13 protein-coding genes and 1 CRISPR repeat array (1 of these 14 cut by a window edge) are annotated in these 13,378 nt (G+C 45.9%); of the genes, 11 read left to right on the top strand and 2 right to left on the bottom strand.

Annotated elements, in window-relative coordinates:
- Positions 1–486: direct repeats of the CRISPR family, unit length 24 nt; unit sequence GAATCTCACATAGAGAATTGAAAG (it extends 3,249 nt beyond the left edge of the window).
- Between the two features lie 744 nt (positions 487–1,230).
- Entirely contained in the window at positions 1,231–2,709 is a 1,479-nt protein-coding gene (locus HA494_09140) for a CRISPR-associated DxTHG motif protein (protein ID NHV97929.1), read from the bottom strand.
- 62 nt (positions 2,710–2,771) lie between these two features.
- Here HA494_09140 and HA494_09135 point away from each other — a divergent pair, with 62 nt between their 5' ends.
- From HA494_09135 to HA494_09085, 11 genes are all read left to right on the top strand, one after another.
- Positions 2,772–3,155 (top strand): hypothetical protein, encoded by a 384-nt coding sequence (locus HA494_09135; protein ID NHV97928.1) that lies wholly within the window; start codon positions 2,772–2,774, stop codon positions 3,153–3,155.
- 5 nt (positions 3,156–3,160) lie between these two features.
- A complete protein-coding gene (locus tag HA494_09130; GenBank protein ID NHV97927.1) occupies positions 3,161–3,871 on the top strand; it encodes a CRISPR-associated protein Csm3 in 711 nt (236 codons plus the stop codon).
- Positions 3,871–4,728: a CRISPR-associated RAMP protein gene (locus tag HA494_09125; GenBank protein ID NHV97926.1), complete on the top strand. Its 858-nt coding sequence runs from the start codon at positions 3,871–3,873 to the stop codon at positions 4,726–4,728. The genes HA494_09130 and HA494_09125 overlap by 1 nt, the downstream gene beginning before the upstream one ends.
- A gap of 10 nt (positions 4,729–4,738) precedes the next feature.
- Positions 4,739–5,659 (top strand): hypothetical protein, encoded by a 921-nt coding sequence (locus tag HA494_09120; GenBank protein NHV97925.1) that lies wholly within the window; start codon positions 4,739–4,741, stop codon positions 5,657–5,659.
- Between the two features lie 73 nt (positions 5,660–5,732).
- Positions 5,733–8,384, top strand: coding sequence for an HD domain-containing protein (locus HA494_09115; GenBank protein NHV97924.1), 2,652 nt, complete (start codon positions 5,733–5,735; stop codon positions 8,382–8,384).
- 17 nt (positions 8,385–8,401) lie between these two features.
- Positions 8,402–9,022, top strand: coding sequence for a hypothetical protein (locus tag HA494_09110; protein ID NHV97923.1), 621 nt, complete (start codon positions 8,402–8,404; stop codon positions 9,020–9,022).
- Positions 9,010–10,071 carry a hypothetical protein gene (locus HA494_09105; protein NHV97922.1) on the top strand — a complete coding sequence of 354 codons (1,062 nt, stop codon included), beginning with the start codon at positions 9,010–9,012 and terminating at the stop codon, positions 10,069–10,071. Before HA494_09110 ends, HA494_09105 begins: the two co-directional genes overlap by 13 nt.
- A complete protein-coding gene (locus HA494_09100; protein NHV97921.1) occupies positions 10,068–10,994 on the top strand; it encodes a hypothetical protein in 927 nt (308 codons plus the stop codon). Before HA494_09105 ends, HA494_09100 begins: the two co-directional genes overlap by 4 nt.
- Complete coding sequence (locus HA494_09095; protein ID NHV97920.1) at positions 10,987–11,409, top strand: hypothetical protein; 423 nt, start codon at positions 10,987–10,989, stop codon at positions 11,407–11,409. The genes HA494_09100 and HA494_09095 overlap by 8 nt, the downstream gene beginning before the upstream one ends.
- Positions 11,410–11,587: 178 nt before the next feature.
- A complete protein-coding gene (locus tag HA494_09090) occupies positions 11,588–12,001 on the top strand; it encodes a hypothetical protein (protein ID NHV97919.1) in 414 nt (137 codons plus the stop codon).
- A 66-nt stretch (positions 12,002–12,067) separates the two neighbouring features.
- The gene (locus HA494_09085) at positions 12,068–12,859 is read left to right on the top strand and encodes a putative CRISPR-associated protein (protein ID NHV97918.1); all 792 of its coding nucleotides are present in this window, start codon (positions 12,068–12,070) and stop codon (positions 12,857–12,859) included.
- Here the strand turns inward: HA494_09085 and HA494_09080 are convergent.
- Positions 12,843–13,232: a hypothetical protein gene (locus HA494_09080; GenBank protein ID NHV97917.1), complete on the bottom strand. Its 390-nt coding sequence runs from the start codon at positions 13,230–13,232 to the stop codon at positions 12,843–12,845. The genes HA494_09085 and HA494_09080 overlap by 17 nt on opposite strands.
- Positions 13,233–13,378: the final 146 nt, after the last annotated feature.

The following is a 13,378-nucleotide window of genomic DNA, read 5'->3' as shown; positions in this document are numbered from 1 at the left end:
GTAGTATCTTTTGCCGTCTTCGAGAATCTCACATAGAGAATTGAAAGTCAGCTAGACCCTGAGGGGTCTGCAACCCCTAGTTGGACGAATCTCACATAGAGAATTGAAAGAAGACCACCCTAACCTTGCTGATAGGGTAATCGTAGCTGAATCTCACATAGAGAATTGAAAGTGACACCTCTTAATCTCTTCTAAACATTCTAACAAGTTTATGAATCTCACATAGAGAATTGAAAGCAGGGGGTTGAATCTCTCAACATACCTGTATCTGTAGGGTCCGAGGTAGCATTTAGAATCTCACATAGAGAATTGAAAGGCTCCATTGTAGCTGTAGGATCGTGCTGATATCCCCAATTTGAATCTCATATAGGCTTCACTCATTGAATCTCATATAGAGAATTGAAAGGCACCCCACAATAACCCACGTTAATAGCAGCTGTTCGCTCTCGTCTGTTTTTAACAGAATCTCACATAGAAATCGAAAGTCTTTGGGGCTTACCTCTAAAACAGAGAATTAAAAGAAGTAATCCGTCAACACCCGAATGTCCCTGTGGAGATTGAGGGGCTCACTCTTTGGGGTTGCGCGCTTTAGGTGTGGCTACCACCTTTTAAAACGCCACATAGCGCTTACCCACGTCCCTTAGCCTATTTTTAGTCGCTTAGATCTTGAACTTATTAATAGCCAACGTAAATCTAGCTTTTACCACAGTTTTTACCACCATTCACTGACCACTTGAAGTTACCACTTTACCACAAACCCAGGTAAAAGCGGTAAAACACTTTACCATGAAGTGGTTAGTAAAGCGCTTTACCCCGCCCCAGTAAATTTACCACCACCCTTGTAAAACCTCAAACAGCGCTAGCCGTGAAACAGAAGTGACATTAACGATTTTACCGCTATTTACCACATCAGGTAAAAAATCAAAAACGTCGATCATGAAGTGGCCAGTAAAAACGTTTACCACCCCAGCAAATTTACAACCCCCCTTGTAAAACCCTAAACACCTCCCACAATGAAACAGAAACGTAGATTAGGGTTTTACCGCTTTACCGCACAGTAAAACATTCAGATCCCACTTTGAGCATAGCTAGGCTTGTGAATGTGCGATTGATCGGGAAGAACGCACCATTGCTCCAGACGTTGGTGGTAAACAGGTAAATCGCGTACAAAGGAAGCCGAACAGTGTTTACCCGATTCTCACCCAAAACTAAGAGCTTGCGCAAACTCAGTTAGCTAAGACCCTGCATAACCTTGTCAACTCTATCCCTCAGACCCTCATCATACTTAACAAAGATGTCATCGCCTCTAGCCGAGACTAGCGTGATGTTTCTCTCAAGCCCAGCGTGCGCTATAAAGTTCCTACCCTCGATGTCAGCTACCCTCTCACCCTCAGCCAAAGCCCTATCAACTTCACCCCCCAACTCACTCAAAATCTTCCCCACATCGAAGCTTTCAGCTTTACGCATATACTCGAGCAAAGAAATACCCCTGAACCTCAAGTTCCCCACCTCGGTGTAAGCTTTGAGGCGCCTCCAGCAACCAACATCAAAACCCAAGTGTCTAAGCAGCCTCACCCTATCCGCAATCTGGCTCCACTCGTACTTAAAGAGCTCGAGAGGTGTCTTCTGAAGCAGCGCATCACCCAACGCCCTCAACTCACTACCACTAAACCCGCCATCCACACGCCTAACCTTAAGATCAAGAGACCTAAGAGCCTCGGCGAAACCGAGCAGAAGAGCGGCTTCATAAACTGGGCTGAAGAGGTAGCGTAGTCTGCGCTCACTCACCTCAACCAGATCCTCGCAGTCGCGGAGGTAGGAGAAGCGCTCGAGCTCACGCTTAAGCGATTCGAGATCAAGAGAGGAAAGCTCCTCAAGAGACTCAGCCAAAGGTATGATGAGCCCCCAAGAAGCTGCTTTAACGAGCCTCTCCACACACCTATAGAGGCTACGCCACCCACCCTCAGAATAAGATGGTGGCCTCCTACCGAACACAGACCTTATCGGCGTAGGCTTAAACCCTGTGGTGAACGCTGAGGCTAGGAGGTCGTAAAGCCTACCCAAAGCCCAAGCGGGCTTAAATATATAATCCTCTACGAGCATAATGTTAAGCCCACTAGCTTCCTCAGCGCCCTCTGGGAAGGGCTCTGAGTTATAGACGAGCAGCTTAACCTCAGTCTTAGCGAGGGCGGAGTAGCAGGTTAAGGCGTCGAAGACCGAAAGCCTCACATAGGTAGGCATGTAGTTCAAGCCGTGCGTCAGATCCAAGACGACCCTCTCAGGCCTAAACTCGGTGAAGAAGTCGAGCGCCTTCAGGAAGGCAGCCACCCTAAACTGACCCAAACCACCCAAAAACGACCTAACCACACCACGCTCAAACCTACCCACACCTGGCAGAACGACCACACCAACCCTAGAGGCATCAGAACAGTACTCGCCACCACGCAGATAAAACTCAACAAGACCACAAACAGAATCGACTAAACTACTATAGCGCCCAACCGACGGGTCGCCGAGCGTAGAAGAGGCGAACAACAAAACCCTAGAGCCGCTAAAAGCCTCCATCAAAGCACCCAAACTACACCTATAAGTCCTAGAAGCTGTGAAGGAGCCGCCACCAGGCAACTCAACACAGTAACCCTCAACAGGCTTCCAGCGGGAAGGATCACCCCAAACAGAAACAACAACATCGACCATACCTAACCACATTATTTTGGTTCCTCAAAATACTTATATTTAACTCAAAAACTAAATGTAATAGGCGCGTGGAGTTGGAATCAACCAGCGATTTTGAAAAGACGATATTAGATCTTGCTGTAAAAATCGGTTCTTTAGCAAAAGTCGAAGGTGTCACTACATCCCAATTGGAGCAGATAATCGCCTCGCTTGAAAACTCACCAGACAGAAGAAACAGTTTACTGATATGCGCAGCATATACTAAAAGGCAAGCTAACAGGTTAAGGAGAGGTAATAGGACAGCTCAAGCGATTATAGAAGCGATTAAAGAGATTTATTCAAGAAATGGGGGGAAAGAAGAGGCAAGGAAACTTCTCGGGTTAGCCAAATGGGTGAGAGAAAGCCTAGATGATATACGTATACATCAAGCTGTAAACAACTTCGGAGAATATTTTGATCTTTTACTCTCCAAACGGTGATGTTAGTGAAAGCTGGTTACCTAGATGATGTTAGAGATTTCGATAGACTCAGAAGCCTAATCAGGGTGAGTGGTACCCTCGTTAATTTAGCGCCTCTTAGAGTAGGCATGGGTAGAGAGCCACCACTAGCAACAGTAGACAACACATTCTTGAGGATTAGAAGGGGCGGCAAAGAAATACCTTACATACCAGGATCTACAATAAAAGGAGTATTGAGGAACTACTTTGAACAACTCGCTAGATTAAAGTATCCAGAGTTGCATGACCCTTGGGATCAAGATAAGATCGAGAAAGAGGCAGAAGAAGGGGATTTTTGCGTCGTCTGCGGCACCTTCGGCAGCACCAAAATAGCTAGTCACATCAGAGTTTTCGACGCTTACCCAACAAGTAAAGTTACCACAAACATCAAGACCTGCGTCGGCATAGATCGAGAATTCCAGGCTGCAAGACCAGCTATACTTTATACTGAGGAGTTCATCGAACCGGGTTACGAATGGTCTTTTAAAATGGACATCATCAATATACAATTTCCTGGAGGAGGCGATGAACGCTCACTATTGTTAACAGAAACAATAAGAGCCCTGAAACTCAGATTAATTAGCTTCGGCGCTAGGAAGAGTGTAGGATTTGGTCAAATTCAACTCAAAGAAGCAAAGTGGGTAAAATATGTAGTTGAGGAAAGTGTGTTAAAGGAAGAGGGGTCGGGTAACATTTGATGAGATTCTGGACCTCAGGCAGAGTTTTACTCCGCGAGACAGTAATAGAAGGGGAACTGGTAAACGAGGCGCCTCTGCGGATAGGCGCTGAAGCGACAGTCGACTTAGCTTTAATTAGAATAAGGCATCAAGGCGAAGTCAAACCTTACATACCGGGCTCAAGCCTAAAAGGTGTGTTTAGAACTAATGCTGGTTTACTCCTCTCTATTAAAGATTCGAAAATAAAACCCTGTGATGGGTTAGCAAGATCAACATGCGTAGATAGAGATGATTTAGGTGTTTTTATAGAAAAGATGCTAAGAGAGGGGCGTGCTGAAGAAGCTATGAAAAGTTTCTTTGAAAAAGCGTGTTTGTTATGTAAGGTTTTTGGGGCACCATACTATGCCGGAAGGGTGAGCTTCTCGGACGCCTACCCTATCCAACCATACACCATCGGTACGAGGACTGGCATATCTATTGATAGGAAGACAGGGTCGGTTTACAAGGGCGCACTCTACACAGTCGAATACATCGAACTCGGTGCTGTATTTAGCTTTAAGCTGTACGCAAGAAACCTACCAAACTATGTGTTGGGTATGCTTGCAGCAACGATAAGGAGGATAAATGAGGGCGAGGCGAAGATAGGCGGCTTCAAATCCAGAGGTTTCGGCAAAGTAAGAATAGAGAAGCTGAAGATAATGAATAGAGATAGCGGTAGCAAGGAGCTAAAGCTACCTTCTCTTGAAGAAGGTGTTGATCAACCAATAGAAGTAGGCGGTTTAGCTAGATTGGAAGACGGCTGGCTAGTAGCGGAAGGGGGTGGCTGCCAAACCCTACTAAAGAAGCTGGAAGAGGTGTGGGAAGCTGCCAAGCTATAGGGTTGAAGTTGTGAGAAGCTCCCCGAGGGATCGCAGCAAACTCAGCGACCTCTCAGGCAGCTTAAAAGTTGCGATAGTTTCCTGTAAAACCCCCACAACCGAATCTTACTTACACATAGGTTCGGGGAAATCTCTCTTTGAGCCGATTAGAGAGTTTCCGAGAGAGGCAGCTTTCTCAAAACTTGTAGACATACTCGCACAAAAACTTGGCTTGGAGGTTGGTGATTTCGCTAGAGTTAAGGGTTTGCCCACCATACCTGCCTCATCGGTCAAAGGCAACATCAGGGCTAGGCTTGAGCTGAGCTTTAGGGCGGTCAACGGAAGAGTTAGGACTTGCTACATCAGAACATCTAGACTACCCCCTGCTGGAATATTCTGGCGCCATAAAAAGATCTGGAGCGACGTGTTGAATGAAGATAGAGGCGATGCCTGCGACCTAACCGAAGCGGATAAAGTCTGTTTACTCTGTGACCTCTTTGGCACAGCAGGCCTATCTAGCCTCATAAGCTTTGAAGACTTCGTCGGAAAAGATGTGGAGTTAAAGGAGATTAAAGTAGACGGCATAAGGATACTGGCAGCACCACCCGGCTCAGAGTTTGAGGGTCAGATACACTTCACCAACCTATTAGAGGAGGAACTCGGGCTCCTCCTCTTAGGCATGGGGTTAAAAGACAGTGTTAGGGGGAGGGCTCTCCTCTTAGGTAGGCTGAGGTATAGAGGGCGGGTGGGTTCGCTGCCGATGGGTAGGGTGTCGTATGTTGTCAAATCGCTTAAACTATCAAAGTATTCTAGGAATATCGCTGGCTTCGACTTAAGAAGCTTCGAGGGTGAAAACGAATTAACACCTCTAATCCAAAGCCTAACGACTTCCACACTAAGAAAGTCTGGGGCCGAATTTAGAGTGGTGGATGAGGTGAGCAGCCTCGCTTAACGTACCTTTCACCTCACCCGGTTACCCGATCTACAAAGCGTCTGCGGTACCATTCTACATAGACAATAGGTTTATGACTCTCTACGAGGTTAAAGACAAGGATGTAGAGAGTTGGCGTAAAGCGATCGAGGGGCTAAAAACCTTCTTAGAAAAGGTATCCAAGTATATTCAATTGGTTGCGGTCGAACCCGTCAAACGCCTCGAACTCCTAGCTGACATGATCTCACTATACTTCAAACTACCTCTAATAGAAGAGCCACTCCCAACCATAACATACAGCCCACTAAAACTCTATATGATCAGCAGATGGATGACCGCACCCCGAATCTCAGTAGAAGAGTGGATCAGCGACCTCTACACCTATGCTGAAAATTCTATTAAAGCATTTGACGAGTTTTGTAAGGAAAAGGAAGGAAAAGAAATATTTGAAATATTTGACGGCGAGCTAAACAAAGCGGTTAGGAAGAGTTGGTTATTTTTACCAAGCGACACAAGACCTGGGTTAAACATTTCAAGCCTTATACCGCACCTACTCCTAACCTCATCCATCACTTGGTGTGAGTCGGTCAACAGAAGGTTGGAAAGAGAAGAAGCCGCGGTTTTAAGAATCGCAGCGCTGCTACACGACGTAGGAAAGCCTTTCAACTATAAAGAGCACTACGAGGTTTCCTCTCATATCGCCGAAGAGTTAACGAAACAATTACCTCTTCAGGAAAACCATCGGAATAAGATTATCAAATACGTTAAAGAGCACCACCGTGATGAAAAGGTACCGCCGCTAGATCTTCTAGTAAAAGCAGACCACTTTGCTTCAGCCATAGATAGAATAACAAACATTGCGAAAAAGTTAGTCGGAGACAGAATTAATGAACTTGCGGCACAGTTCTCTCTAGATCCTAAAAATGCCTATGGAGTTGGAGCTCGCAGCTGGGAATTCTGGAGAAAAATCGGAGAGGATGCGGAGCGATTTAAAATACTATGTGAAGTTTTCATCAATAAGCTGAGAGAGTTGTCAGATAAAAAAGAGTTCAAGGAGATCATAGCGGAGGAACGTGATGAGGAGAATGTTGTCCGCGATGTTAGCCTCTGTTACATTGATATAGGTGGGATTCAAGACTTCATTATGCGGACGAGAGAGCTACGTTGCGTCGCAGCCTCAAGTTTACTCGTCGATTACGCTACTGTAGCCTACATACCACTTCTACTCCAACTGGAGCTAGAGAGGGAGCCTAAAGTTTGGTTGCCGTTTGAATCCTTCCTCTACAACCTAGGAGGCGTCGTATTATTTGTAGCCCCAACCAAGCTGGCAGATCAGCTTGAGCAAAAATGGGACGCCATTAGGAGACGCTTCGAAGGTTACTTCGACCTCTACTTCGCTCACACACCGCTCAGCACAAGCTACTACAAAACCTACGGCCGGCTGTATTCTGAAATGGCTCTTAAAAAGATAACATCTCAACCACTCAGAGAATCGGCTAGGCGTCTTCTACAAAGATCTGGGGCACGGGAGCTATGCCAAAAGTGCTACAGCGAGCCAGCAGTAAAGCAGACAGAGTTTGGTGAGAAGTTCTGCGAGCTCTGCTCTAAACTCTATGAGCTTGGCAGCGAGATGCACTTTGGGAAAAGATGGCAGAGCGAGTTTACAGTCGGGGGCTCACAGGTTAAGCCAGAGGAGTGCTTTAACATAGCTTATGATGAGCTAATCAAGAGGCAGTATGACATCATGTATTTTATCGCTGGACATAGTAGGGAGGAGATAGAGGGGCGTGAGAGAAAGAGGAACATAGCTTTGATAAAGGTCGATGGTAACCTTATGGGCGTATTCTTCGCGAAATCGATTTCTATCGCAGATGCTGTGGAAAGGAGCGCGCGAGTCGACTTAGCTTTGAAAGAAGCCTTCGAAGACGCCACCTCGAGAATCCTTAAAGCGGTAAGCGGTGTGGATGGGGTTACTGCGAAGCAGACGATAGCCGCGTTGAAGCTAGGTCTTCTCTATATGGGTGGTGATGACGCGCTCATAATATGTCCGAGCTGGGTTGCCCTCCCGCTGGCTGTTGACATAGCTAGAGCCTTTAATGAGAAGATGGGTGGTGAATGTAGCTTAAGCGTTGGTCTCGTAGCAGCGCCACCTGAGCACGACATCTGGGCTCTGATAGACGCCTCCTCACAGCTTTTGGATGAAGCGAAGAAGATTGGTAGAGTGAAGAGCAGCGGGGGCGCAATATGCTTCGATGTGGTCGAGGGAGGTATTCTATCTGGTGCGACGGCGAAGGGGCGGTATGAAGACCTTAAGAAGCTTGGTTTGACAGCACAGCCACTCACAATACTAAAAGATCACCAGACGAAATGGGTCTCCATCGACGAAGTTTTAGAGACGCTAGGGGTAGGCGGTGAATTAACCAATGCATATATACAAGCTTTTAAAGCATCGAGGTTAAGCGGAGAAGACAGCGAAGAAATTAAGAAGAAGCTGAAGCAGAGTAAGGAGGCAGTAAGGAACTCCATTAAGATCAGCGGAGGTTTTGGTAAGAGTAGTAAGGTTAAGGTCAGCCTGATATTTACGCAACGTATGCGTGTAAAAGGCCCATCAAAAGAGGAGAGAGAAAGCTATAGAACATTGTTGAAGCTATTCAATGCATGGTTTAATGCAAAAGATTGCGGAGCAGGTTTCCCCAGCTCCGATGTAGAAAGAGCGATAAAGATTCTTGGGGGCGGTGTTATCTGAAAGAGATCATAGTAAAAGTGAGACCTGTTGGCCTCTTAACGGTAGGTTGGAGCCACCCTTCAGCGATGGGCGTAGACATACCCTTCGTAAAGATGCCAGCAACAGAGAGTGACTCAGAGTGGTCTTACTATATTCCAGCTAGCAGCTTTAAGGGTGCTTTACGCTCCGCCGCCTCTCGAATCGCAGCCACATACGGCTTTACCTCTTGTGGCGAGATAAAGCCTGAAAGGTTAGAGAGAGGAGACACGCTTTGCGACGTTTGTAAGCTTTTCGGAGCGGTTGATGGGAAAAAGCCGAAAATATACTTCAGCGACCTCCTACCCTCGCAGCCCATTAAAGGTTCTCCGCTACTTCTGACACAGACGAGGATAGACGATAGAAGCCAGACGGTCGCGGAAATGGCTCTATATACGAGAGAGGCGCTCGAGCCTTCGGTAGAATTTACGGGCTCGATAAAGTTTCTGGAGAGGTTGCACCCTCTACTCCTATTAGCTTTGGCTGAGCTGAGGCTTGGGAGGTTTGGCCGCGGCTCGCTGATCGATGTAAAGCTAGAAGGGGCGGATAGGTTTAGAAGCGAAGTAGACTCTAGGTGGGCTTCTCTTTTGGATGAGCTGAGGAGGTGGCTATGGTTAGAGTAGTTGAAGTTAAGATCACTCTTAGAAGCCCAACGATATTGCCTGAGAGGAGAAGCGCATCCGGCTACATAGGTACACTCAATTATATACCACCCACCACTCTACGCGGCGCCATCCTCACAGCACTCTATCTACAGGGGAAAATAGGAGAAGAGAAGCTAAGAGAAGAGGATGTTAGACCCAGGTTAATCGCTTCACCAGCATATCCGATCGACGCAGAAGGTAGGAGGAGTAGACCAGCGACACCATTTATCTGGGAATGTAAAGTATCTAAATACATAATCAACCGAGAAGAAGAGTTCGTCAAGAAGATTTACGAAGATGCGCCTCTTAGCATACCCTCTGAATGTGCGATGGGGCATAGGGCGCTTAAAGCATTGCACCCAAAACCCATACCTCAAGTAAAAAAGGTCGCTACAAGGCATATTTCGGTCGCTATTGACAAGTCGAGGGGTGTAGCGGTTAAAGGAATGCTTTACTCATATGATGTCATACTTCCACCGCAAACATACTGGGCAACCCTAACGCTACCAGACGAATATAGTGTAGATGGTCGGTTTGAGGTTAGGGTTGGTAGGGGGTCGTCAAGAGGATTCGGTTTCGCTGAAATAGAGGTTCAACGCGAAATAAGCTTAGGGGAGAAAGCTGAAGAATATTCTAACTGCATCAAAGGGGACATAGTAGTCATGGTGGCAATCTCTCCTACTCTGCAAGGCGGGATCGACCCGCAACCCTATCCGAAGAGGCTAGATCTGGCGAATATTGCTGCGCAGCTCGGTTTCAACATAGCTGATTGCACACTTAACATAGAGAAAGTATACGGTAAAACGGTTAGGGTGAAGGGTGGCTGGAATATCCTTAAAGACGCACCTAGACCAGATTATTATGCGAAGGCGCAGGGAAGCGTGGTATCGGCTAGAATCGATGCGAAGAGTAGAAAAGATGCAGCGATCGGGCTCGCAGCATTAGCCTACCACGGCACAATAGAAGAACTCGGTTACACCATCACTGGAGTAAACATGTTGAGAGTAGCACAGGAGGTCGTCAAATGACGCACCTCAACCCCCTCACAACAAAACTAGTAGGGCGTATACTGTTTAAGCCGGAAGCAACGCTGCATATCGGTATCGGTGGGTGGGGTGTTAGAAGAGAGATCCTCAAAACCAGCGACGGGAGGATCATAATACCTGCCTCTACCTGGAAGGGGGCATTTAGACAGATAGGCGAGAAGGTAGCGAAAAAACTCCCCCTTCAAGGGCTTGAGAAGATAGCTGTCGATGGCTACATAGAGAACGATAAAGGCATCACATATAAGATAAAAGATGAAGATCATAAGAAGTTCGTCAAAGCGTTAAGAGGTGAAGGCGACTTCTTTGGGCTCACGAACTCTGATATCACAAAACTATTCTTACAACTCGACTACACGCAGGACGAGATCGAAAAAATAGTTAAAGAAGATGAGGAAGGGAAGGAGCAAGAAGAAGGGCTGAAGAAGGATGCTGAAGAAGCATTAGGAAAGATATTAGCCCTCTACTGTCCAATAACCAGACTCTTCGGCAACACGACGATCGCTGGCAAATTGAGGTTCATAGACACGATAACCCCATTTACACTACATATTAAGCCGGGTGTTGGGATAGATAGAAGAAGCGGCACAGCTAAGGAAGATCAACTCTACTTCTTAGAAGCAGCTTCGGTGGACAGCAACATAACACTTAGATTCGTTGCAGACAACATCGAGCCCTGCAAAACGGACTCCATCCTACTCGGCTCAATACTAAACTATGTTGAGAAGCTCGGGCTACAAATAGGCGCAAGAAAAAGCACCGGTATGGGCGATCTGACGATGGTAGAAGCCGAATTCTATCTCATAGAGTTAAGTAAAGACAGAGATGGTAAAGGTTTAGCAAACCCATTCAAATTCGGAAACAAAATGGGCCTCAAGCAGTTCCTAGCGTGGCTAGGAATTGTATGAGGCATCTTACTACACCTTAACAGGCGAATTATACCCAAGGTTGTTAGAAAAGCTATGCGAAGAGTCCCTCAACAATTTTGATAAGAGGTTATTTTTTAACAACAACGAGCTAAAGGAGAAAATTATTGCTAAAAAGGAAAATAACCTTATGGCAAATCACGATTTTCTTTCAAAATATTGTTATCATCTATCTATTTTAAACGCAGCTAAACTCCTTGATATTTTTACTCGTGTAGTGGATGATGAGATTATTATCGCTGAAAAACTTGGAAAGGGAAAGATCTCAAAAACAAGATCTAGTTACGCCCTTTACTATGATAGTAACCTATTTAATTTATCTAATATCTCTGCCTCCACTGTCTCCTTTTTTGACTATTCACAATTATTTTCAAAGGAAGGTAAAAGATCGTTGTGAAGATCTTTTTCCCGATCTTCCTAAGTATTTTTCGGAGGAAAAAAGGAATGCTAAATTTGAAGAAACAATAAACTATCTAATCAACCGCATGGGAAATTGTAGCGAGGAAGATCTTAAAAGAGCGAAGGAAGCATTTGAGCTGTTGTTTAGTTGTTTAACCAAGTTAGACGACGCCCATATGGAAAAGCTAGCTTCTCTTTTCTGTAAGTTAATAATGGAGGGGCTGTTTGTTGAAATTTATAGTTTCAGAAAGCTCGTTGAAGCTGATCTAAATGTTATCCCAAATCTCAAAATTGAATCTAAAACCATTAACAAGGTCTACGAGCTTGATGCGCTTATTCCAATAACCAAAGATACGGTGATTCGATGCGAATCTACTTTATCCGAAACTTTGGATAAGGAGAAGATTGATAATTTTAAGGAAGTGGAGAACATTATTTTGAAAGAAATGGGTCTTAGGTGTAAAACGCTGGTGATAGGTAGGGAATGTTTACGCTCGTCCGTATCCTCCGATGCTGATCTCAAAATGTTGTCTTTTTCAGAATTAAGTAACAAGCCCAAGGTTATTAGCACGATACTCTCACTTATCTAGAGGTGTTATGTTATCCCCTGATTTGTTGTAAACGTTTATCTACCTTCAACTGTAGTATGTTTTTCTATGGTTAGCGAGCTCCACCTGTTTACTGTTGGTGTTTCTATTCTTCAGAATTTCGGTAGGAGTGATGTTGGGAAGGAGTTTAGTGGCTCTGATGGTTGGTATAGGCTTCCACCGGACTCCCCTGAGCAGCAGAAGTTTATATCTTGGGCTAGGAGGGGTGAGAGGGTCTTCGATACCGTACTCAGATTTGTTGACAGCGACCCTAGGAGGGCTAGCGCTGAGCTCAACGCGTTCTACAGGTTTGAGAGCCTCGCTGGTGCTGCTGAGAGGGAGGTCGCTCTACTCGCCACAGACACCGGTACCGGGCTCTTCTGCGCTAGGGTGTTGGAGGCGCACCTTGAGTCTAGGGGTTATAGGGTGAGGGAGCCGATCGTGGTTAGGGGCTTTGGGCTGGGCTACGACTTCTTCGAAGACGCCTTAGCTTCGCTGATGGATACGATAGCCAAGACCGTGGGTAAGCGTGGCGATAGGGTGTATCTGAATGCCACAGGGGGCTTCAAACCCGAGACAACATTCGCCGTGATAGCCGCGCTCCTACACGGGGTCAGAGGGATCTACTACATACACGAATCATTCCAAGATGTGGTCATACTACCAGCACCACCACTCCAGATAGAAGCAAGCTACCTAGAGAAGCTGAGGATGCTCGGCGCTGAAGGGAAGCAGAAGTATCTGCTCCTAGACGCATTCGGCTGGAGCGAACCCTTCATCAGCGAGCTCGCCGATAGGCAGCTCGTGGAGCTAAAATCAGGTAAGGTTATTCCTAGAAGGTGGATCAGACCACTCCTTTAACTGCAGAAAAATATAGTTTGTAGAATTCTTCCATCACTTCACCGAATCTTGTCTCCTTACCCCTTCTTTTACACGCTGAGATGTAATCTACGCATACTAGCGATACCAAGGTTAAATAGTAAGATCTTTTTGCAACTATATCTTCGTCTTTGCTTGAGATTATATGAGCAAATAGTCTATGGCGAACCTCATCCTGGAACTCTCTCACCACATCATCTACTATGAGAGGACTCTTTTCGATTTTACTTTTGAGTTCATTTAGAATAGAGTTGAGGAGGACTTTCTCCTCTTTGGTCAGCGCATCCTCTACTAGAAGGTAGCAAAAGATGTAGGCGAGTTTAACTGGTGAAAAGTTTATCACACCGCTACGCATAGAAGATGTGAACATATGCCTGTAGAGCGCTACACCTTCACCATCTACTCAGACGAGCCCATCGAGTTTCAGAGCTACTCCGGCTTCGCGGTAAGGGGCCTATTCTTCGACCTCATAAAGAGGGTCTCTAAGGATAAGGCTGAGGA

The sequence above is a fragment of the Nitrososphaerota archaeon genome, from assembly GCA_011605775.1.
Taxonomy (GTDB): domain Archaea; phylum Thermoproteota; class Nitrososphaeria; order Nitrososphaerales; family JAAOZN01; genus JAAOZN01.
This window is presented reverse-complemented; position numbering and strand designations above follow the sequence as displayed.

What these genes read in the sequence shown, in the direction of transcription:
- HA494_09140 (NHV97929.1), bottom strand. Translation starts at nt 2,709, where the DNA reads ATGTGGTTAGGTATGGTCGATGTTGTTGTTTCTGTTTGGGGTGATCCT.
- HA494_09125 (NHV97926.1), top strand. Translation starts at nt 3,871, where the DNA reads ATGAGATTCTGGACCTCAGGCAGAGTTTTACTCCGCGAGACAGTAATA.
- HA494_09115 (NHV97924.1), top strand. Translation starts at nt 5,733, where the DNA reads ATGACTCTCTACGAGGTTAAAGACAAGGATGTAGAGAGTTGGCGTAAA.
- HA494_09105 (NHV97922.1), top strand. Translation starts at nt 9,010, where the DNA reads ATGGTTAGAGTAGTTGAAGTTAAGATCACTCTTAGAAGCCCAACGATA.
- HA494_09100 (NHV97921.1), top strand. Translation starts at nt 10,068, where the DNA reads ATGACGCACCTCAACCCCCTCACAACAAAACTAGTAGGGCGTATACTG.
- HA494_09090 (NHV97919.1), top strand. Translation starts at nt 11,588, where the DNA reads ATGGAAAAGCTAGCTTCTCTTTTCTGTAAGTTAATAATGGAGGGGCTG.
- HA494_09085 (NHV97918.1), top strand. Translation starts at nt 12,068, where the DNA reads ATGGTTAGCGAGCTCCACCTGTTTACTGTTGGTGTTTCTATTCTTCAG.
- HA494_09080 (NHV97917.1), bottom strand. Translation starts at nt 13,232, where the DNA reads ATGCGTAGCGGTGTGATAAACTTTTCACCAGTTAAACTCGCCTACATC.